Genomic DNA, 21,899 nt, shown 5'->3' with positions numbered 1-21,899 from the left:
GTATATTTGAATTTTACAAAAGACAATGAAAAGTTTATTTTATTTATTTTTAAGTGTTTTTCTTTTCTCTTCCTGCGATTTTATTTTTAAAAAAGAAGAGAAGACAGAGCCGGTTTTTCCGGCTAAGGAAAATGTCGTTTTGGGTGCGGATTTGGATTCCAATGGTTGCGCAATCAGCGCGGGATATCGTTGGAGTGCCCTAAGAGACGATTGCATACGTGTTTTTGAAGAGGGATTTCGACTGAATCCTACCGATATTGAAGAGGGGGATCCGGCCGAAAACGAACTCGAAGACAACGAAGTAAGCGGCTTTGTCGTTTTTGATCAAGACAGGACTAAGGCGGAGATTTTCCTGCCCAATCAAGACAATACCGTATTACTTGTTGAAAAGGCGACTACCGGTGTTTATAGCAACCAAAATTGGGAACTGGACATCCGGAAGGATTGGGAGTTAAAATACCAAGGGGTTTTAAAGTATACGGCCGCTAAGGCTATTGACCTTAAAGTGACGGGTAGCGACCAAATAGACGACGAATAAGACGGTGTCCTCACTGTAGCGATATATAACGAATAAAAATAGGGTTGAGTTCCACAGAACTCAACCCTATTTTTTTAACCCTATTGGTTGGGGTTTATTTTTCGAGGATGAACCGCAGTAAATCCATAAAATTTTGCGGTGCTACGCCGTGTCCTACTGGGTATTCCTTATACTCATAAGGGATTTTTAAGTCCTCGAGTATAGCGGGGGTTTTTCGCGCCCATTCTACGGGAACCACCTGATCAACCGAACCGTGGGATACAAAAAACCGAAGCTTGGACAAGTCTTTTTCGCGGTAGTTATCCGCGATGATATTCGGATTAAAATAACCGCTTAAGGCAACGACCTTTTCGATTTTTTCCGGATACGACAAGGCTAAGGCATAACTCAATATAGCCCCTTGACTAAAGCCGATTAAAGACACCTTTTGAGAATCTATCGGGTATAGCGCAAGCAATTCGTCTATAAAAGTCACTAGGGTATCGCGAGAGCTGATGGCTTGTTGGTCGTCGGAAAATTTGTTTTGATCGGCATCGAAATTAATCGCATACCACGCATTGCCGTAAGGAGGCATCGGATAAGGCGCTCGTGCCGAAATGACGTAATGGGTTTTGGGTAATTCGGCGGCAAAGGAAAACAGGTCTTCTTCGTTGCTACCATATCCGTGTAGCAGCAGCAACATCGGGTTTTTGTCTAATATCACTTCGGGCTCGCGCACTAAATAAAATAGGGAAGTACTCATAATTATGCAGATAAATTTTTAAACCATATTTGAAATTTAGGACCTAATACCGGTACGGTATGGTAAATTCCCTGTATGGCACCAATAAAACTATAGGTCCAAAAAATAAAGATGAACAGAAAAAAAGCACTTGAAATCATCCAGCTGTCAAAATAACCGATAAAATAGGCCAGTGCGTAGAATACGATGTGGATGCCAAAGGCTTGTTTTACGTAGAATCCGGCAAATGTATTGCGGGGTTCCTGATTCATAAAAATAGCGATTATGGCTCCTATAATAGTGAAATGGGCAATGATAGCCGTTGTTTTTCCTTCCGTAGGTGTTTTTGTAGTATCCAATTTACTTTAAAATTAATTGATTTTGATTGAAAATTCCATATACCTTTCCCTTGATCGGCTGGTTGAGGAAGATGGCATTTTTCGATTTGGACAAGATGTCTTCCTGGCTAAATACGCCAGCTTCTTCAGGGGAAAACAAGCTCAAACAAGCGGTTTGTCCCACGGCTATGGTAGTGGTTGGAATCTTGAAAATCGCTTTAGCAGCGGTGAGCTTTTGAATGACAACCTCTAGGGGTAATACCGTCATCAGGGCGCCAAAAATACTCTCCAAGCCCACAGTACCATTGCTGGCGTGATCGAACTCCAATTTTTTGTGTTCGATGTCTAAAGGGTTGTGGTCCGAAGTGATGCAATCGATGGTTCCGTCGATTACCGCGGTTAACAAAGCCTGTCTGTGGGCTTCGTCGCGCAGGGGCGGAGACACCTTAAAACGGGTGTCAAATCCACCTAAAACCGCATCGGTCAGCACCAAGTGATGTGCCGCCACACTACACGTAATCGCCAGTCCTTTGGCCTTGGCCTCGCGGATGAGTTGCACGCCGTTTTTGGTCGAGACCGTCGGAATGTGCATCTTGCCTCCGGTATACTCTAAGATATAAATATTTCGCGCAATTTGCAAATCTTCTGCCAAGGCGGGGATTCCCTTTAATCCCAGTTTTATACTGGCATCGCCTTCGTGTACTACACCGCTGCCCTTGATGTCTTGATCCAGGGAATAGGCCAGCACTAAGGCGTCGAAATCTTGGGTGTATTGCAGGGCTATTTTAAGCAAATTGCTGTTTTTCTGCGATTTGTTGTAATCGCCAAATGCTAGGGCTCCAGCATTTTGCATATCGTACAATTCGGCCATATCCAAACCTTCCGATTTCTTGGTCAATGCGCCGATAGGGAAGACCTCAGTAGCGGCACCAACGGCTTTTTGCAGTATAAAGCCCACGATGCTTTGGGTGTCGGTTACCGGTTGGGTATTGGGTTGAATGGCTATATGGGTAAAGCCGCTTTTCGAGGCTACCGCTATACCGTTTTGCAGGGTTTCCCTCTCTTCATAACCCGGTTCGCCCAAGCAAACAGAACTGTCCATCCATCCGGGAGAAAGGTGCAAATTTTCGCGTTCCACTTCGGTAAAATCGCTGTCGACTATGTTTTTTTCTATGGCAATAATTCGGTTGTCTTGAATTTGAACATCGGCTATTTGAAGGTGAAAGGGACTTTCGGGATCAATGATTGTAGCTTTTTTTAAAATGATATTCATTTTTATGCGGTCTAGATTAGTTGTTAATATTCGGTACGGTATGTCTTTGCAAAAATATGGTTATTTTCAAACTTAAACGGGACTGGCTGCAATAATTGCTAAAAAAAATGCATCCTTAATTAAAGGGATGCATTGGATTTGGATTTCGACAAAACCCGAGCCTGATCGTAGCACTCGTTTAACGCGATATAGATCTGATAGTCTGTCGCTGTATAGATAAACTGATCGGAGTTGTTGCAACCCTGTAGGGTTTTGACAATATCGTCTTTGGAGATGCCCAATAAGCCGCAAACGGTTTCGCGGTCATAACGCGATTGCAATAGGGCAATCATGTTTTGGTCCTGTTTTATAGCGCTGATCTTTTTGAGATTGGCCGATTTCCCCTTAAATAAATTGTACACCGCATCTACTGGGCTAAAAAAAGTGCCCACCGTAGAGGTGAAGTAAGGTTGTTCATTGTTTCGTCGAAAGCGGTTGTATTCCATTTTCTCGTTGAGGGTGATCAATTTGGTATCCGCTTCTAAAAATCCGGTTAGGCGGTAACGTTGAATGACAATCTCATTCATTTCAATCGATTTCTCGGTCAAATAAACTTTTAAGCGATCGTCGTTTAACCAATCGTTGGTCACGCGAATTTTAATAGATAGATAGCCCGGATAAGAAAAGTGAATCGAGTCATTAAGCGCCGCCTCTATGGCAAAGGTACCACTTGAAGTGGTGGTTGTGCCTTTGATTTTGGACAAGTTAATAACGTTCACATCTTCTACGGGAAGAAAGGAAATATCGTTGAGTACAGTACCTTTGATGATTGCTTTTTGTTGAGCAAAACCCGTGGCAGTAATAACGAATAGAAATAAAAAAACTGTAAAATATCGCATGTTATAAAAGATTGCTCTAAAATAATGGATATTTTACAGTTTGGAGTATTATTTTGTAAATATTAACAATTAACTTCTACGAGGTCTTCTAGCGAAGCCACCACCGGTGCTACTTCCGCTATCAGATCTTCTTCCGCTACTGCTACTGCTACTTCTTTCGTTTCTAGGTTGACGATCTCTGTCTGAAGAGAAACCTCCTCTAGATGAGGAAGATGAAGAAGATCTTCTGTCTCCACTAGAACGGAATCCACCGCCGCCGCTTCTGCGTTCTCCGCCTCCGCTACGACCGTTGTGGTCTCTTCTTGGGCTTCCACCTCTTGATCCTCCACCTTCGTTTTTCGAAATCTCCACATTGACTCTACGGCCTTCGTGTTCGTATCCATTTAAAATATCCATAACCTTGTCAGAATGCTCTGCTTCGGTATTAAAGAAAGAGAATCCTTCTTTAACGTCTACTTTAAACAAATCGTCTTTTCCTAAATCCAAAGTTTCGCGTAAGAAATCCTTAAGACTCATCCAATCGAAATCATCTCTAGTACCTAAGTTCACAAAGAATCTAACCGATGATCCATTGTCCGTATAGTTCGTAGTCTGGCTACTGCGTTCGCGGTCATTTGAGGATGATTGTTGAGAGATATTGTTCGCTTTTTTGTAGTAATTTAAGAAACGATTGAATTCAACTGAAATCATTTTTTTAATCACATCTTCCTTAGAAAGATCTTTCATCACTTCGTAAATAGCTGGAAGATAAGTTTCGATTTCAGAATCTACTTCTACATCTTTGATCTTGTTCGCTAAGTGAAACAATTGAACTTCGCAAATTTCAATACCTGAAGGAACTGGTTTCTCTTCAAATTTTTGTTTGATGATGCGTTCAATTTGTGAGATTTTTCTCAACTCACTTTTAGTGATGATTACCAAAGAAGTACCCGATTTCCCGGCACGTCCTGTTCTACCACTACGGTGTGTATAAGTTTCGATCTCATCGGGCAATTGGTAGTTGATTACGTGAGTAATATCATCTACGTCAATACCACGAGCAGCAACGTCGGTTGCTACTAACATTTGTATTTGCTTTCCACGGAAAGACTTCATTACGCCGTCGCGTTGTGCTTGAGATAAATCTCCATGTAAAGCAGCCGCGTTGTAACCGTCTTCTACCAATTTCTCGGCAATGGCTTGGGTGTCGCGTTTTGTTCTACAAAACACTACAGAAAAAATGTCTGGATTAGCATCCGCTAAACGTTTCAAAGCTGCATAACGATCTCTAGCTCCTACCAAGAAAAACTCATGGCTGATATTGGCGGAACCTTGATTCTTATGACCTACAGTAATTTCAACTGGATCTGTCATGAACTCTTTTGCAATTCTTGAAACCTCAATAGGCATGGTTGCAGAAAATAACCAAGTGTTTTTGTCATCTGGTGTATCGGATAGGATAGAAGTAATGTCTTCATAGAAACCCATGTTTAACATTTCATCTGCCTCATCTAATATACAAAACCGGATGTTTTTAATGTTAATCATACCACGATTAATCATGTCTTGTAATCTTCCTGGAGTCGCGATAATAATCTGCGCTCCTCTCTTTACATCTCTAGCCTGTTCTGTAATACTTGCACCACCATAAACAGCTACCGAGTGTAAACCTTTTACGTATTTCGAGTATTGTTTGATTTCATTCGCAATTTGTAAACATAATTCTCTCGTCGGAGATAGAATGATACCTTGTGTTTGCTTGTCATCAACGTTGATTTTTTGAATTAGAGGAAAACCAAAAGCTGCGGTTTTCCCAGTCCCAGTTTGGGCTAACGCAACTATGTCAGTATTTTTTTCTAATAATAAGGGAATCGCTTTTTCCTGCACTTCAGACGGATTTTCAAATCCTAGATCTTTAATCGCCAGCAATAGCGACTCATTTAATCCTAATTGTTCGAATTTATTCATATAAAATTTAAAATAGCGACAAAGATACTGCAATTTGACGAAATACAATACTTTTGAAACTATTTTTAATATATTTTTTATATAGAATATGTTTTATTGGCGATTTAGAAAAGCAATTAATTCAGCAACGGCTTTACCGCGATGGCTTATTTCGTTTTTTTCTACCAAAGTCAATTCGGCAAATGTTTTATCCATCCCAATGGCTTTAAAAACAGGGTCGTAGCCAAAACCGTCGTTGCCCTTGCGTTCTGCGATGATTTCGCCCACGACCAAGCCGGTAAATAGGTGCAGCTCTCCCTGTAGGTGCAGCGCAATAACGGTCTTAAAATTCGCTTTTCGGTCGGTATGCGCTTCTAAATCGCTTAGCAATTTGTCAATATTGTCGGAATCACTGCGTTGTGGACCTGCAAAACGCGCAGAATACACTCCTGGTGCTCCATTTAATGCATCGACTTCCAAACCGGAATCGTCGGCAAAACAGTCGTATCCGTAATGTCTCTTGATAAAATCGGCTTTTAAAATGGCATTGCCCTCAATGGTATCGGCCGTTTCGGGTATGTCGATCACACAGCCTATATCCTCCAAACTCAATATCTCTATGGTATGGGGCAGTTGGTTTCTGATTTCGGCAATTTTATGTGGGTTGTTCGATGCAAAAATTAATTTCATGGGTACGGGCTAGTTTGTAGTTGTTTTAACTGATATAGTTCCAGATGGAACTCTTTTTAGACAATTCGATTAGGTTTATTTTGAGCGCTTGGTTTTCGGGCTGCTCCAATTTCGGATCGGCCTTTAACAGTAAAATAGCGTGGTGGCGCGCCAGTTGTAAGATGTCTTGATCACGCACCAAGTCGGCGATGCGCAAAGCCATAACGCCACTTTGCTGTTTGCCCATCAAATCACCCGGTCCGCGCAGTTTTAAATCAACCTCCGAAATTTCAAAACCGTCGTTGGTTCGGCACATGGTTTCCATGCGTATCTTCGAATCGTTGCTCAATTTGGCTCCGGTCATCAATATGCAATAGCTCTGTTCTGCACCGCGACCAACGCGACCTCGCAACTGGTGTAGTTGCGACAAACCAAATCGCTCGGCACTCTCTATAATCATCACGCTGGCATTGGGTACATTAACCCCGACCTCGATTACCGTGGTCGCTACCATTATATTGGTCTGTCCCTGTGCAAAGCGTTCCATTTCGCGATCCTTTTCCGCAGGAGTCATTTGCCCGTGTACGATGCTGATGCTGTATTCCGGTAAAGGGAAGTCTCTTGAAATGCCTTCATAGCCTTCCATTAGGTTTTTGTAATCTAAGGTTTCGCTTTCCTGTATCAACGGATATACGATGTATATCTGACGTCCCTTGGCAATTTCATCCTTGATAAAACGCCAAACACTGAGTCGTTTTCCTTCGAAGCGATGTACGGTTTGTATGGGCTTGCGCCCCGGAGGCAATTCATCAATCACAGAAATGTCCAAGTCTCCATACAGACTCATGGCTAGAGTACGGGGAATGGGTGTGGCCGTCATCACTAATATATGAGGGGGAATGGTATTTTTCTTCCAGAGTTTGGATCGTTGCTCTACGCCAAAGCGGTGTTGTTCATCGATGATCGCCAAACCCAAATTTTTAAATTTGACCTTGTCTTCAAAGAGGGCATGGGTACCGATTAGGATTTGTAAGTCTCCCGATTCCAAATCGGCGTGGATTACCCGACGCTCGGCAATTTTGCTCGAACCCGTTAACAATTTTACTTGAATGCCCATCGGACTAGCCAATTCGCTAATACCGACAAAATGTTGGTTGGCCAAAATCTCTGTAGGCGCTACGATACACGCTTGAAAACCGTTGTCCAATGCCAGTAAGGCACTCATAAAAGCGACTATGGTCTTTCCCGATCCCACATCGCCTTGCAATAAACGATTCATCTGTGCAGGATTGCCCAAGTCGTTTCGAATTTCCTTGATCACCTTTTTTTGCGCATTGGTCAAGGGAAAGGGGAGGTGGTTTTGGTAAAAGTCGTTAAAGAGCAACCCGACTTGGTCAAAGGGAAACCCCTTTATTTTATTTTTTCTGGTGACGTTTTTAATCAACAACTGCAATTGTATAAAATACAGTTCTTCAAACTTCAATCGGAATTGGGCTTGTGCCAGCAATTCGGAATTTTTGGGAAAGTGAATGTTAAACAAAGCCTCGCTTCTGCTGAGCAATCCGAGTTCGCTTACCAACGATTGCGGAAGCTGATCGATAAAGAGGGTATGGGTTTCAATAAATACCTGTTGCATCAATTTATTGGCCACGCGATTCGTAATGCCGCGTTGAACCAGTTTTTCGGTAGATGGATAGACCGCTTGCATGGCGGACCTCAGGTTTTTTTTGTGTTCCTCGACCAATTCCAAATCGGGATGCGGCATAGAAAAACTGTTGTTGTAAACATTGGTCTTTCCAAAGGCTACATAAGGGGTGTTGATTTGCAGTGAATCTTGGATGTATTTGGTCGCTTGAAACCAGACCAATTCTATTTGACCGGTTCCGTCGCTAAAGGTGGCCACCAATCGCTTGCTGCGCTGCTGGCCTACGGTTTTGATATGAGTGATTTTGCCGATGATCTGCACCTCAGTGGCAGTCGGTGTCAATTCGTTGATCTTGTAATAACGCGTTCGATCCATATACCGATTGGGATACCAATGCAGTAGATCTTTATACTTAAATATTTGAAGTTCCTTCTTGAGTAAATCACCGCGAGAAGGACCTACGCCCTTTAAGTATTCTATAGGCGTTTCAAGAAGATTGTTTTGCATGATTGGACATTATAATCGACGAAGATAAGGCTTTTGTCGATTTTTGAGAAAACTTATCGGCATAAAAGGGCAGGAATTTGAACGATCGCGCCAAAAACTTGCTGACCTTCCCTGCCGGTGGATAGTACAAACCCATACTGCCGTTGATTCGCGCTGGATAAACGGCGATACACAAAAACCGCCGTGTCGGTTTACTTGACCTTCCAACCGCTGGATTGCTGCTGTATGTCCCACATCAGCTGCCTTTAAAAAGAAATACGGTTTTGTGCCCAGTCAGTTGAAAAAGTAAGGTGATAGCCGGGAGTTTGATTTATTTCTTCTCGAAACCCGCACGATGGGTAGCGCGTTCCGAGAAGAAAATAGGCTGCTACGACTGAGTAGGCCTTAAATACTAAAGGGCGACTTTTTGTCGGCTTCCGATATGTCTGCGGTCAGGGTTTTTAGAAAGGCGGCTATATCGCTGATTTGCCCGGCATCCAAAACGATATTGGTTTGGGCTTTGGCCATGATTTCAATCACTTTCTCCAAAGATTCTATGGAACCGTCGTGCAGGTAAGGAGCGGTTTTCGCTACATTTCGAAGTCCGGGTACCTTAAAGATAAATTTATCGCCTTCTTTCTGAGTCAGGTCAAACAAACCGTTGTCTATGGTTTCGCAATGGGTGAGCGACCAATAGTCGGCATATACTCCGAATTTCTGCATCAATTGCCCTCCAACGGCTATGCCGTTGTGGCAGCTAATGCAACCGGAATCCATAAAAGCGGTAAGTCCTCTTTTCTCTTGATCAGTAAAGGCAGATTCGTCACCGTCTAAATAGTCGTCGAAACGACTTTTGGGGTTGAGTTTTCTCTCAAATGCACCGATGGCTTTCGTGATGTGAGCATAGGTTATCGGCTGGTCGACATCGGGATAAACCTTGGAAAACCACTTTTGGTAGATTTCTATTTTTTGCAGTTTTTCGACTAGATAAGCTTCATCGGGAATATTGTGCTCCACCGGATTGAGTATGGGACCACCCGCTTGCTCTTCAACGTCTTTGGCGCGGCCATCCCAAAACTGCATCTGATGTAGGGAAGCGTGAAAAACCGTAGGGGAGTTTCTCGCACCGGTGATACCGTCATCGCCGGGGGAAGTAGGGAGGTTGTCGACGCCAAAAGTATTTAAATCGTGGCAGGAATTGCAACTGATATTTTCTTTTTTGGACAATCTTTTGTCGAAATACAGCATTTTGCCCAGCATCGCTTCATCGGGATCGATCTCTTCATAAGGCTTGGCGGAGATGGATGTAAAATAGGTCGTGGCCCGTTGGAATAAATCCGATTGGGGCTGGGAAGTAGCGGCCTCCGTCGATTTGCCCTCCTTTTTACAAGAAATCAATAGTCCCAATACACCTAAAAACAACAATTTTTTCATTTTTTCTAATTATAAGTAATGTTATCATCATTAAATATAAATTTAGTAGAACCTATTTTGATAAAATAGAACATTTATCATATTAAAATCGCAATTTTTAACTGTTTCTGATTTTTAAGCAATTGCAATCTGCTACAACTGTTTTTAGATGTAATTTAATTTGACTACGTTACTGCGCGAGTCCTCTCGCGTCGTCTATATTAAATACAAGAACTAGGTTACTGCGCGAGTCCTCTCGCGTCGTCTATATTAAATACAAGAACTAGGTTACTGCGCGAGTCCTCTCGCGTCGTCTATATTAAATATAAGAACTAGGTTACTGCGCGAGTCCTCTCGCGTCGTCTATATTAAATATAAGAACTACGTTACTGCGCGAGTCCTCTCGCGTCGTCTATATTAAATACAAGAACTAGGTTACTGCGCGAGTCCTCTCGCGTCGTCTATATTAAATACAAGAACTAGGTTACTGCGCGAGTCCTCTCGCGTCGTCTATATTAAATACAAGAACTACGTTACTGCGCGAGTCCTCTCGCGTCGTCTATATTAAATACAAGAACTAGGTTACTGCGCGAGCCCTCTCGCGTCGTCTATATTAAATACAAGAACTACGTTACTGCGCGAGTCCTTTCGTGTCGTCTATATTAAATATAAGAACTAGGTTACTGCGCGAGTCCTCTCGCGTCGTCTATATTAAATACAAGAACTAGGTTACTGCGCGAGTCCTCTCGCGTCGTCTATATTAAATACAAGAACTAGGTTACTGCGCGAGTCCTCTCGCGTCGTCTATATTAAATACAAGAACTACGTTACCGCGCGAGTCCTCTCGCGTCGTCTATATTAAATATAAGAACTACGTTACCGCGCGAGTCCTCTCGCGTCGTCTATATTAAATACAAGAACTACGTTACCGCGCCAGCATCTTGCTGCTGCGCATTATACTTCGTCCTGATTTTTTTACAAAATCAGTAACCACACTTACTGAAATGATTTAGAAGATTAGCGTTTTTTGGATACCAGCGTGACGCTGGCACCAGCGGGGGAAGATGTTGTAACTGTAATATTGAAAAGCATTTGCCACGCGCGAGTCTCAATACTTTTTTAAGAAAACAGTATAAAAAAAGGACAAAGAAGAAAACTCCTTTGTCCTTGTTGGTGGGCGATGAGGGATTCGAACCCCCGACCCTCTCGGTGTAAACGAGATGCTCTGAACCAGCTGAGCTAATCGCCCCGTTGTATCCTTGAATACGAGTACAAATATACGCTAAAATTCATACGCTGCAAGGGATTGTAGGAAAAAATTAGATTTTTCTTACATCTTTTAAAACCACTTTATCGTCGTAATTGATCATTTCCACGATAATCGGTTCATTTTTAGTGTTCTTACCTTTGATCACGTAAATTTTACCGTTTTCAAAATCCTTCTTACTGTTTTCGAAATCCACTTTACCGTAGGTCAAACAATTCCGTACATCATCGATATTCACCCAATCTTCGGTTAATTTCTGTTCGGCATCAGGAGCCAACATCAGGGGTTTGGTTCTTAAATCTTGTAATACGCGACAATTGGGTAAATAGCAAAATGTTGTTTTCTTCTGTCCGAATACAAAAACTAAAAATAGACCTCCAATTAAAAAACCAAATAAATAATAAGCTAAACGCTGTGTGAATTTCATGTTGAATTATTTTGTGCAAAATTAGCAATTCAGACTGGTAATACTACTGTATTATCAAAAATTTAAGGAGGTTATTTTTGCTGTGGTGATTTGTGTATGAGTCTCGTCGTTGATTGGCCTATGCGTTCATGTGAAATGGGTGGCGTAAATATCGAAATAGCTGCGCGTTTTTAATTGGAGTAGGCGCGCTTCCCCGTCAACTGCCGAAAGAGCAAATTGCGTATAAACCAATTCGTTTATACGCCAATTTCCACCGTTTAAAACACAAATAAATCGATGTCTTTATATTCGAGGTCGTACCAGTCTGCCACGGATTTATGGGTGATCAACCCCTTGTAAACATAAGTTCCGGTGCGTATGATGGATTCGTAGCTGATGGCTTGTTCGAGGGTTCCATTTTCGGCAAAATCGATTAAAAACGGCGTAATGATGTTGCTGATCGACATGGAAGCGGTTTTGGAATACCTCGAGGTGATGTTGGGTACGCCATAGTGTACTACGCCACTTTTGATGACTATGGGATTTTCGTGGGTGGTTATTTCGGAGGTTTCAAAGCAACCGCCGGTATCGATGCAGACATCCATGATAATGGCGCCTTGTTTCATGTGATCGACCATGGCTTCGGAAACCACTATGGGGGAGCGGTGTTTGCCCCGGATGGCTCCAATGGCTACATCGCAGCGCATCAAGGCCTTTTGAAGCAGTTTTTCCTGTATGGTTGAAGTAAATATTCTAAAGGGTAAATTGTTTTGCAGTCGCTTGAGTTTTTGGATGGAATTGTCAAAAACCTTAACATTGGCGCCGAGGCCAATAGCGGCTCTGGCGGCAAATTCCGCAACGATACCAGCGCCTAATATCACGACTTCTGTCGGTGGTACACCGGTGATGTTGCCAAAGAGCAGTCCTTTTCCCTCTTTTAAGGAGGTCATCAGCTCTGCGGCGATCAGTACAGACGAGGTTCCCGCTATTTCGCTCAAAGCGTGTACGGCGGGGAGTGAGCCGTTTTTGTCCTTCATAAAATCGAAGGCCAAAGCGGTGATTTTCTTATGGCACAAAGCTTCGAAATACGCCTTGCTGCGCGATTTGATTTGAATGGTCGACCACAGACAGCTTCCGGGTACCATCCATTCGATTTCTTCTAGAGTGGGCGGTACGACCTTGACGAGCATCGGGCAGCCAAAAACCTTTTTCGTATCCTTGGTAATCTCTGCACCGGCCTTGCTGTACTCCAAATCTGAATAATTAGACGCCTCACCAGCACCGGATTCTATCAGTACCCGATGTCCGTAAGAAGCCAGGGTATGGACGGATTCTGGCGTTAGGCAAATGCGCTTTTCGTGTTTGACGTTTTCTTTGGGAACACCAATAAACAAAGAGCTCTTGGACTTTTGTACCAATAGTCGTTCTTCCTGAGGAATCAGTTCGTGTGAGGAGAAAGGAGTCGTTATAGCCATAGCGGATTAATTTGAACGGTTTTTTAGGGTTATTTTGCGCTGTCCATCTGCTTGGAGTTCTAAGTGGATTTGCGAGTGTTGCTCGGGTACGATGTTGGGGGTGTTTTCCGGCCATTCGACAAAACACCAATTGCCGGAATCAAAATATTCGTCCAATCCCATATCATAGGCTTCTTCTTCGTTTTCAATGCGGTATAAATCGAAGTGATAGATGATGTCGCCTTGAGTGGACTGGTATTCGTTGACGATGGAAAAGGTGGGACTACTCGTGGCATCGGTCACGCCCAAAGCCGTGACTAAGGCTTTGATGAGCGTGGTTTTGCCCACACCCATACCGGCCTGAAACAAAACGATTTTGCACAGTTTGTCGTCGGACAGGATTTCGCGGGCAACAGCATCAATTTGTTCTAATGAAAAAAGCTTCTCCATCGGGTTATTTCGGATTTAATACAATAAATGGCACAATCATTTCCTCCAGGGAAATACCTCCGTGTTGGTAGGTGTTTTTAAAATAGCTCACATAATAATTGTAGTTATTGATGTAGGCTAAGAAATAATCGCTTTTGGCAAAAATAAAGGAACTGCTCAAATTTATAGCGGGCAATTGAATTTTTTTAGGATCTTTTACGTGATAGACATCTCTGCCTTCAAAAGTCAGGCTCTTTCCGGTTTTATAGCGCAGGTTTAAACTGGTGTTTTTATCGCCGATGACCTTAGAGGGGTTTTTGCAATTGATTGTCCCGTGATCGGTGGTGATGATCAGTTTAAAGCCGGCTGCCTGTCCTTGCTGAATGATTTCGAGCAGGGGGGAGTTCTTAAACCAACTTTGGGTCAACGATCGGTAGGCCTTGTCGTTGGAAGCGAGTTCTTTGATGACTTCCATTTCGGTTTTGGCATGAGAAATCATATCGACAAAGTTATAGACCACTGTGATGAGTTTGTTGTCTTTCAGCGATTTAAAATTGTCTACGAGTTTTTTACCGTCTCTGTGATTGGTTATTTTAAAGTATTCGTGCTTGATATTGAGGCGTAAACGATTCAATTGTTCGGCTAAAAACTCGGCTTCGTATAGGTTTTTCCCGCCTTCGTCCACGTCGTTTTTCCAATATTGCGGCAGTTGCTGTTCCATTTGCAAGGGGGTTAGGCCGGAAAAAATGGCATTTCGCGCATATTGGGTTGCTGTGGGCAGTATGGAGTAAAAACTGTTTTCCTTAATGGTTTTATAGTGGTTGTTAACGGTTTCTTCCAAGCTGCGCCATTGATCAAAGCGCAGGTTGTCGATGACGATAAACAAGACCGATTGCTCACCTTGCAATTCCGGTGCCACCCATTTGCGAAAGAGCTGATGGGAAAAGACCGGACTGTCTTCGGGGTTGTTGATCCAATATTCGTAGTTTTTTTCGACAAATTTTCCAAATTGCGTATTGGCTTCGGCCTTTTGGCTTTCGAGTATGTCGATCAGGTTTTGATCGTCGACATTTTCGAGTTTTTGTTCCCAAAATACCAGTTTTTTATACAAATCGCTCCAGTCTTCATGACTGTTTACCAGCTGCATATCCAGGGCTATTTTGCGAAATTCGCGCTGATAGTCCAAGGTGGTCTTTTCGGAAACCAAACGAGAGACATCCAGGTTTTTCTTTAAACTCAGCAGGATTTGGTGGGGGTTAACCGGTTTGATCAAGTAGTCGGCTATTTTGGAACCGATTGCCTCTTCCATAATGTATTCCTCTTCGCTTTTGGTAATCATGATAACCGGTATGGACGACTTGATTGCCTTGATTTCCGATAGGGTTTCCAAACCGCTTAATCCCGGCATATTCTCGTCGAGAAAAACCGCGTCGAAATTGGTGTCCCGAAACAGTTCAATGGCATCTTGGCCGTTGTTTGCCGTGGTCACGCGGTAGTTTTTCTTTTCGAGAAAAAGGATATGTGGTTTGAGTAGGTCAATTTCATCATCTACCCACAAAATATTTATTGTATTCATCGATTTGTAATTGTCGTATTTAGGTGCAAGTTAAATTAAAAAACTGCGGTTTTAATGCTTGAAAACAATCTTTTAACAAGGACTTATCGACATTGTTATGAGGAAAACCTCATTTTGTTGAAATTTGTTAAAACGTCGCATGTCCTGATTTTTCTAGCTTTAGGTGATGTTCTATGAGAAAATAATCATTTTTATATTATTATTTATTATAAATATAACAATGAATTTCATAATTACAATACTTAATAATACATTTGTTGAATGTTTTAATAAAACTTTATAAATGCGTTATTCTTTTATTATACCTATATATAATCGTCCTGATGAAATGGATGAATTGCTCGACAGCTTAAGTCGCCAAAGCTATGCATCAGATTTTGAAGTAGTTGTTGTAGAAGACGGCTCAAAGGTCGATTGCAAGCAGGTTGTAGCAAAATATGAGGGTCAATTGAATATCCGTTATTTTTATAAAGCGAACTCCGGACCGGGCGATTCTCGCAATTACGGAATGCAACGCGCAACGGGGGATTATTTTATCATTTTGGATTCGGATTGCTTGCTTCCGCAAGGGTATTTGGCCGCGGTGGATGCGCAGTTAAAGCGCGAATACGTTTCTTGTTTTGGGGGACCGGACAAGGCTTTGGATAGTTTTACCGCCATTCAAAAGGCGATTAACTTTTCGATGACCTCCTTTTTTACTACGGGAGGTGTACGCGGGGGTTCGGAGAAATTGGAAAAATTCCAACCGAGAAGCTTTAATATGGGCATTTCCAAAGAGGCGTTTGAACGGTCGGGAGGCTTTGGCAATATTCATCCGGGTGAGGATCCCGATTTGACCATACGCTTGTGGAATTTGGGTTATGAAACCAAATTGTTTGCCGATGCCTACGTCTTTCACAAGAGGCGCATCGATTGGAACCGCTTTTATATACAGGTGAATAAATTTGGAAAGGCGCGACCGATTTTGAATGCGCGATATCCACAATATGCCAAAGCGACATTTTGGTTTCCGACTTTATTTTTGGTAGGGGCAGTCGCGGGATTGTTGTTTGCACTGCTTGGTTTTCCGCATTTACTCGGACTTTACGGGCTGTATTTTGCCGGTTTATTCCTGGTGGCCGTGTGGAGTGAAAAAAATATTTTGATCGGTTTTTTAGCAATTTTGGCAACAATTATTCAATTCTACGGTTATGGTACGGGATTTGCTATATCATATTATAGAATATTTGTAGTGAAATTGAAGCCAGAGATAGCATTTCCTGAATTATTCTTTAAAAATTAAGAAATGAATCGGATAATTTGTTTAACAGGAGGTATCGGTAGCGGCAAGACAACGGTGTCTAATTTTTTTGTAGAAGCGGGGATTCCCGTGTATATAGCCGATGAGCGCGCCAAAGCCGTTATGGACGAGGCCGAGTTGATTGCAGCGGTTCAAGCGCTGTTTGATACCCCGGTGATTTTGGACAATCAGCGGCTCAATAGACCGAAACTTAGGGAGTTGGTTTTTAAAGACGCCGAATTGTTAGGCCGATTAAATGCCGTAGTACACCCGGCAGTGGCGGAGGATTTTAGCAAATGGCTACAACAGCACCAAGACGCCGCTTTTGTCATTAAGGAGTCCGCTATCTTATTCGAATCGAAGACAGAAGGCCTGTGCGACGAAATAATTTTAGTGACAGCGCCCGAAGAGGTACGCATTCAGCGAGTGATGCTTAGAGATGGCGTAAGCAGGGAAAACGTTGAAAATATTATGATAAATCAGATCAAGGATCAGGAAAAACGACAGTATTGTCATTACATTATAGAAAATACAGATAAAAGTAAAACGAAATTACAAGTAGAAAAAGTTATCAGTAACATTTTAACTAAAAATAAATGATTTTTAAGTGTTAATTGTATGTTAACGATATACTCAGTAATGCATTTTAATGTTAATTTTGATATAGCATGAATAAATTTAGGTTTCGTTTATTAGTTCTGATAATGAGTTTCTCTCTGGTCGGAATCATTTTGGTCCAATTGTATTGGATTAATTCGTCCTACCAAAATAATGAAGAGCAGTTTAAATACCACGTTCAACAGGTTATCGGAAACGTGGCTACTAAAGTGCAGCAGCGCGAAGCTTTGGAGTTTTACAAAAAGTACAACGAATTAAAGGACAGTATAGGGGTGGCTCCCAAGCAAAATGAACTCAAGCAGTTTATGTATGTGGAGCGCAATTTAAACACCAACGAACAAATTATTTATTCGAATACACTAATACTGGAAGATTACAACTTAAAAGGAGCGCTCTTTGATAAAAATGCGGATAGCATTAAAATAAAAAATTTCATATCCAAAAGGAAAACCCAGTTTTACAACGGGAGTTCCGTGGATAAGTCTTCGATATCTCAAAGTGGTATGCCCGACCAGACGGTAGAAAAATCAGAAAACCTAGATGTACTAGATCGGGCACAATTCGAAATATACTTTAAGGATATCGTGGCTTTAAAAGCCATAGGCGATCGTATTTCTCGCAGTGAGTTGAGAAATTTGTTAACGGCCGAACTCAAGCAGTACGGAGTTACAGCGCCTTTTGAATTTGGGATTTACAGCAATGGTCTAGCGACTAAGATAAAATCGGACGATTTTGTCTACAAGGAAAACGCCACTTACGGGGTTCCCGTATTGACGGAAAGCGACGGTAAGAGCAAATATCAGCTCTACGTGACCTTTCCCAACAAGAGCAAGTATTTGTTTTCGTCCTTGATCGGAATCACCTTTATGTCTGTATTGTTTACCGTAGTGATTATCGCGGCCTATTTTAGTGCGATTAATCAGTTGATCAAGCAAAAGCAGATTTCGGAGATTAAGACCGATTTCATCAACAACATGACCCATGAATTTAAAACGCCCATAGCTACGATTAACCTGGCTTTGGATGCGATAAAGAATCCCAAAGTCACCGACGACAAAGAGAAGGTCGCGCGGTACTTACAAATGATTCGAGAAGAAAATAAGCGCATGCACGCGCAAGTAGAAAATGTGTTGCGAATTTCTAAGTTGGAAAAGCGCGAACTCGATATTTCTAAAGAAAATTTAAATGTTCACGATGTTATTGAACATGCATTAGATCATGTCGATTTAATTATACAAGACAGAGGTGGTGAGGCTCGTTTGCATTTAGAAGCCAAAAGAACCGACGTTTTATTGAATGAATTCCATTTTACCAGTGTTATTGTCAATATTTTAGACAATGCGATTAAGTATTCTATTAAAGAGCCGCAAATAGATATTTATACTGAAAACGTAAAGGATTTTATTTTGATAAAAATAAAAGACCAGGGTGTTGGAATGAGTAAGATTGCTCAGAAGCGAATTTTTGAGAAGTTTTACCGGGAACACACTGGAGATTTGCACAACGTTAAGGGACACGGTTTAGGCCTGGCCTACGTACAGCAGATCGCCGAAGACCACAATGCGCAAGTGTTTGTGGAAAGCGAAAAAGGTAAAGGAAGTACCTTTATCATTAAAATGCCATTAATAAATTAATAATATGGAAACAACAAACAACAAAAAGATTTTACTCGTAGAAGATGATCCGAATTTCGGAGCCATTTTAAAAGATTATTTAGTGATCAACGATTTCGAAGTGACACTCGCTAAGAACGGAATGGAAGGTTTTGAAAAATTCAAGAGAGACAGTTATGACTTGTGTATTTTGGATGTGATGATGCCCTACAAAGACGGCTTTACTTTAGCGCGTGAAATCAGAGACAAAAACAAGGACATTCCCATCATTTTCTTAACGGCTAAGTCGATGAAAGAGGATGTTTTAAAAGGTTATAAAGTAGGAGCAGACGATTACTTAAACAAGCCTTTTGACTCTGAAGTATTGCTGATGAAAATCAAAGCCATTATTCATAGAAAGGCTTCTGAAGTGAAAACAGACAATACCAAATTTGAATTTCAAATCGGTAAGTTCCACTTGAACTCCAAGTTGCGTTTTCTGACGTTTGAGAATGACGAGCCAATCAAACTCTCACCAAAGGAAAATGAACTGCTAAAAATGTTGGCGATTTACGAGAACGACTTAATGCCTCGTGAAGCTGCTTTAACCAAAATATGGAGAGATGATAATTACTTCACTTCTCGTAGTATGGACGTTTATATTGCCAAATTGAGAAAATATTTGAAGCAAGATGAACAAGTGGAGATTTTAAATATACACGGAGAAGGATTCCGTCTGGTAGTTAAAGAACTAAAATAGTTATTTAAAAAAAGGGTTTTACGTCAAGTTTAGTAAGACCCTTTTTTTGTTTTTTTACAGCTGTGAATTCCCGCTATTGCTGGGCCTTTTCCCCTCGGGGTTTCCAGCTTAAGTGGCAGATAAAATAGGTCGACGAACCATGGCTGATACTATAGGTATCTCGGTCAGCTTGGTCAGCATGGTGATTGACTTCATAAGGCATGCCGTAAACCATTTCTCTTTTAAAGACCATCTCGATTTCCTTAAAATCTTGATGCATGATCTTGTCAAAGGGAACCGCATCCAATACCCATTCCACATATTTGGTGTTGTTGACGTGGTTTACCATGTCCAAATCCGAATAGCGCACGCTGTTCTCACTTATTTTTTCAAAGGGAAGGTGAAGCGGAAATTTGCTAAAACCCTTTTTTAAGGCCTTTTTAGACTCGAATATCGTAAAGTGGTCCAACGGTATGGTTATCGTGCCCGGACGGCGCTTTTCCGTGTCTATAATGACCCAAAAGGTGCTGATTCCCATAATCTTTTCCCCGTTTAAAAACACTTCAAAATCGCGTATCGAGCGCGAACCCTCCAAACTTTGTATCCAAGTTTGTATTTCAATCACATCCTGCCATTGCGGAAGCTTGACTATCTCAATTTTCATCTTGTTTAACACCCAGGCAATTTGGGTGCGCTGCAAATCTTCTAGGCTAATTCCGCCCAATATCGAGTGGGTATTTGCCACCTTTTGCAAGATTTGTCCAATAGCAGCCGTCTTCAGTTTGCCGCTGGGTGCGCATTCTAAAAAATCGACCTCGTGGGTCTGCGAATAGAGCGATGTAAAATTAGGAGATATGGGCATCAACAGTAATTTTAAGGTGAATCAATGGCTTTTTTCTTTTATTTCTTCTTCTATTTTTTCCGCGATAGTTTCCCAGGGCGTATGTATGTCAAACCAGTGCGTATCGGGTGTTTTCTTAAACCAAGTCAGTTGCCTTTTGGCAAAGCGACGGGTGTTTTTTTGTATTTCTGCTCGGGCAAATTCCAAACTATTCTCCCCGTTCAAGTAGGAGAAGAGTTCGCGATAGCCCACGGTTTGTAAGGCAGAGCGCTTTTGATGGGGATACAGCGCTTCCGCTTCCAAGAGCAAACCGCTTTCCATCATCTTGTCTACGCGCAGGTTGATGCGTTCATACATCAAATCGCGCTGGGCTTCCAATCCGATGATAATTGGTATAAAATTACGACTATTTTCCTTCTTATTCAAAAAAGAGGAGTAGGGTTTGCCGCTGCCGATACACACTTCCAAAGCGCGTATCACGCGTTGCGGATTTTGCAGGGCGACGTTTTGGTAATGAACGGGATCGAGTTCCTTGAGCTGTTGCTGCAAGTACTCAAGCCCGTGCTCTTCCAGTTGTCTATTGAGGTTTTGGCGCACTGCGGCGGCTACTTCCGGAAATTCGTCGAAGCCCTGTAAAACGGCATTGACAAAGAGTCCCGAACCCCCAACGAGAACTTGTATGGGATTGACGGCAAATAAGGCGTCGAGTCTAGTCAGGGCCTCTCGCTCGAAATCTCCGACGGTATACGGGTTAAAAATGCTTTTATCCTGAATAAAATGGTGGGGCACCGCAGCGAGCTCTTCCGCAGTGGGTACGGCAGTTCCCACTGTCATTTCACGGTAAAACTGACGGCTGTCGCAAGAAATGATCTCGCAGTGGTAATGCTGCGCCAGTTGTATGGCCAGAGCTGTTTTTCCTATGGCCGTCGGACCTACTACCGCGATTAGATAATTAGTTGTTGGTATTGTTGTTGACATTTTTTAATTTTTGACCGCAATTGTAGCAGTAGTTTGAATCCTCGTCGTAAATAATTGTGGTACAAGACGGGCAATTGCGACTTCTTTCCTGGAGTCTGTTGCGCTTGGCATTGCTGAATTCTGCCGTTACTATACCCGTGGGCACCGCTATAATCCCATAACCCATAATCATGATAAAGGAGGCTATGGTTTGTCCTAAGGTCGTTACCGGTGCTATATCGCCATAACCCACCGTAGTCAGGGTTACTATACACCAATAGATGCTGGTAGGTATGCTGGTAAAACCGCTTTCCTTACCTTCGATAATATACATCAATGCGCCGAGTAATACGGAAACAATGAGTATAAAATAGACAAAAACGATGATTTTCGTTCTGCTGGCTATCAGCGCCAGTTTTAAATGAGATTCTTGACCGACGTAGTGCATCAGGTTTAAAATGCCAAAGAGGCGGAGTAAACGCAAGGCCCGAACGACCGATAATATACGAGATCCCGGTATAAAGAACGACAAATACATCGGTAGAATCGAAATCAAATCGACCAATCCGTAGAAGCTAAAGATGTATTTAAGCGGTTTTTTATTGCTGATAATCCGCAAGGTGTATTCTATGGAAAAGAAGACCGTGATGATCCATTCTGATACGATTAAAAAGGTGTGGTATTTGGTGTCGAGTTTTTCAACCGATTCCAACATCACCAACAAAACGCTCAATAAAATAACCGCCAATAAAACGATGTCAAACAACTTTCCTGCAAAAGTATTCGAACCATAAATAATGATATAAATTTTTTGTCTGAGTATATCGTATTTATTCTTAAACCTTTTCCTCATG

Annotated in this window: 20 protein-coding genes and 1 tRNA gene; 5 read left to right on the top strand and 16 right to left on the bottom strand. The window is 42.0% G+C overall.

Annotated elements, in window-relative coordinates:
• Positions 1–25: 25 nt before the first annotated feature.
• A complete protein-coding gene (locus tag ACQZ43_RS12925; protein ID WP_430613094.1) occupies positions 26–538 on the top strand; it encodes a hypothetical protein in 513 nt (170 codons plus the stop codon).
• A 94-nt stretch (positions 539–632) separates the two neighbouring features.
• On the opposite strand, the gene ACQZ43_RS12920 is transcribed toward ACQZ43_RS12925, so the two are convergent.
• The 13 genes from ACQZ43_RS12920 to ACQZ43_RS12860 all read right to left on the bottom strand — a co-directional run bounded on the left by ACQZ43_RS12920 (position 633) and on the right by ACQZ43_RS12860 (position 15,019).
• Positions 633–1,280: an alpha/beta hydrolase gene (locus ACQZ43_RS12920; protein WP_430613093.1), complete on the bottom strand. Its 648-nt coding sequence runs from the start codon at positions 1,278–1,280 to the stop codon at positions 633–635.
• A 2-nt stretch (positions 1,281–1,282) separates the two neighbouring features.
• A complete protein-coding gene (locus tag ACQZ43_RS12915; RefSeq protein WP_430613092.1) occupies positions 1,283–1,618 on the bottom strand; it encodes a hypothetical protein in 336 nt (111 codons plus the stop codon).
• Position 1,619: 1 nt separating this feature from the next.
• Positions 1,620–2,870: a dihydroorotase gene (locus tag ACQZ43_RS12910; RefSeq protein ID WP_430613091.1), complete on the bottom strand. Its 1,251-nt coding sequence runs from the start codon at positions 2,868–2,870 to the stop codon at positions 1,620–1,622.
• Between the two features lie 119 nt (positions 2,871–2,989).
• The gene (locus ACQZ43_RS12905; RefSeq protein ID WP_430613090.1) at positions 2,990–3,748 is read right to left on the bottom strand and encodes a carboxypeptidase-like regulatory domain-containing protein; all 759 of its coding nucleotides are present in this window, start codon (positions 3,746–3,748) and stop codon (positions 2,990–2,992) included.
• Positions 3,749–3,817: 69 nt separating this feature from the next.
• On the bottom strand, positions 3,818–5,695 hold the full coding sequence (locus ACQZ43_RS12900; protein WP_430613089.1) for a DEAD/DEAH box helicase: 1,878 nt from the start codon (positions 5,693–5,695) through the stop codon (positions 3,818–3,820).
• Positions 5,696–5,788: 93 nt separating this feature from the next.
• Complete coding sequence (locus ACQZ43_RS12895) at positions 5,789–6,364, bottom strand: non-canonical purine NTP diphosphatase (RefSeq protein WP_430613088.1); 576 nt, start codon at positions 6,362–6,364, stop codon at positions 5,789–5,791.
• Between the two features lie 25 nt (positions 6,365–6,389).
• The gene (gene recG / locus ACQZ43_RS12890; protein ID WP_430613087.1) at positions 6,390–8,495 is read right to left on the bottom strand and encodes an ATP-dependent DNA helicase RecG; all 2,106 of its coding nucleotides are present in this window, start codon (positions 8,493–8,495) and stop codon (positions 6,390–6,392) included.
• A 384-nt stretch (positions 8,496–8,879) separates the two neighbouring features.
• Positions 8,880–9,908, bottom strand: a complete 1,029-nt coding sequence (locus tag ACQZ43_RS12885) for a cytochrome-c peroxidase (protein WP_430613086.1) — start codon at positions 9,906–9,908, stop codon at positions 8,880–8,882.
• 1,150 nt (positions 9,909–11,058) lie between these two features.
• Positions 11,059–11,136, bottom strand: a tRNA-Val gene (locus tag ACQZ43_RS12880).
• A 70-nt stretch (positions 11,137–11,206) separates the two neighbouring features.
• A complete protein-coding gene (locus ACQZ43_RS12875) occupies positions 11,207–11,581 on the bottom strand; it encodes a DUF4258 domain-containing protein (RefSeq protein WP_430613085.1) in 375 nt (124 codons plus the stop codon).
• 257 nt (positions 11,582–11,838) lie between these two features.
• Positions 11,839–13,035, bottom strand: a complete 1,197-nt coding sequence (locus ACQZ43_RS12870; RefSeq protein ID WP_430613084.1) for an alanine dehydrogenase — start codon at positions 13,033–13,035, stop codon at positions 11,839–11,841.
• Between the two features lie 6 nt (positions 13,036–13,041).
• A complete protein-coding gene (gene tsaE, locus ACQZ43_RS12865) occupies positions 13,042–13,464 on the bottom strand; it encodes a tRNA (adenosine(37)-N6)-threonylcarbamoyltransferase complex ATPase subunit type 1 TsaE (RefSeq protein WP_430613083.1) in 423 nt (140 codons plus the stop codon).
• Positions 13,465–13,468: 4 nt separating this feature from the next.
• Positions 13,469–15,019 carry a PglZ domain-containing protein gene (locus ACQZ43_RS12860; RefSeq protein ID WP_430613082.1) on the bottom strand — a complete coding sequence of 517 codons (1,551 nt, stop codon included), beginning with the start codon at positions 15,017–15,019 and terminating at the stop codon, positions 13,469–13,471.
• 283 nt (positions 15,020–15,302) lie between these two features.
• Between ACQZ43_RS12860 and ACQZ43_RS12855 the strand changes: the two genes are divergently transcribed.
• From ACQZ43_RS12855 to ACQZ43_RS12840, 4 genes are all read left to right on the top strand, one after another.
• On the top strand, positions 15,303–16,301 hold the full coding sequence (locus ACQZ43_RS12855; RefSeq protein WP_430613081.1) for a glycosyltransferase: 999 nt from the start codon (positions 15,303–15,305) through the stop codon (positions 16,299–16,301).
• A gap of 3 nt (positions 16,302–16,304) precedes the next feature.
• Positions 16,305–16,898: a dephospho-CoA kinase gene (coaE, locus tag ACQZ43_RS12850; protein ID WP_430613080.1), complete on the top strand. Its 594-nt coding sequence runs from the start codon at positions 16,305–16,307 to the stop codon at positions 16,896–16,898.
• 104 nt (positions 16,899–17,002) lie between these two features.
• Positions 17,003–18,550, top strand: coding sequence for a sensor histidine kinase (locus ACQZ43_RS12845; RefSeq protein ID WP_430613079.1), 1,548 nt, complete (start codon positions 17,003–17,005; stop codon positions 18,548–18,550).
• A 4-nt stretch (positions 18,551–18,554) separates the two neighbouring features.
• Entirely contained in the window at positions 18,555–19,268 is a 714-nt protein-coding gene (locus ACQZ43_RS12840) for a response regulator transcription factor (RefSeq protein ID WP_430613078.1), read from the top strand.
• Positions 19,269–19,341: 73 nt separating this feature from the next.
• On the opposite strand, the gene ACQZ43_RS12835 is transcribed toward ACQZ43_RS12840, so the two are convergent.
• Genes ACQZ43_RS12835 through ACQZ43_RS12825 form a run of 3 tightly spaced genes read right to left on the bottom strand, consistent with a single transcriptional unit; the run spans position 19,342 to position 21,898 of the window.
• On the bottom strand, positions 19,342–20,109 hold the full coding sequence (locus ACQZ43_RS12835; protein ID WP_430613077.1) for an acyl-[acyl-carrier-protein] thioesterase: 768 nt from the start codon (positions 20,107–20,109) through the stop codon (positions 19,342–19,344).
• Between the two features lie 21 nt (positions 20,110–20,130).
• A complete protein-coding gene (gene miaA / locus ACQZ43_RS12830) occupies positions 20,131–21,066 on the bottom strand; it encodes a tRNA (adenosine(37)-N6)-dimethylallyltransferase MiaA (protein WP_430613076.1) in 936 nt (311 codons plus the stop codon).
• Positions 21,041–21,898, bottom strand: a complete 858-nt coding sequence (locus ACQZ43_RS12825) for an ion transporter (RefSeq protein WP_430613075.1) — start codon at positions 21,896–21,898, stop codon at positions 21,041–21,043. Before ACQZ43_RS12825 ends, miaA begins: the two co-directional genes overlap by 26 nt.
• Between the last annotated feature and the right edge of the window lies 1 nt (position 21,899).

This window comes from Flavobacterium sp. JP2137 (assembly GCF_050562195.1).
GTDB lineage: Bacteria > Bacteroidota > Bacteroidia > Flavobacteriales > Flavobacteriaceae > Flavobacterium.
This window is presented reverse-complemented; position numbering and strand designations above follow the sequence as displayed.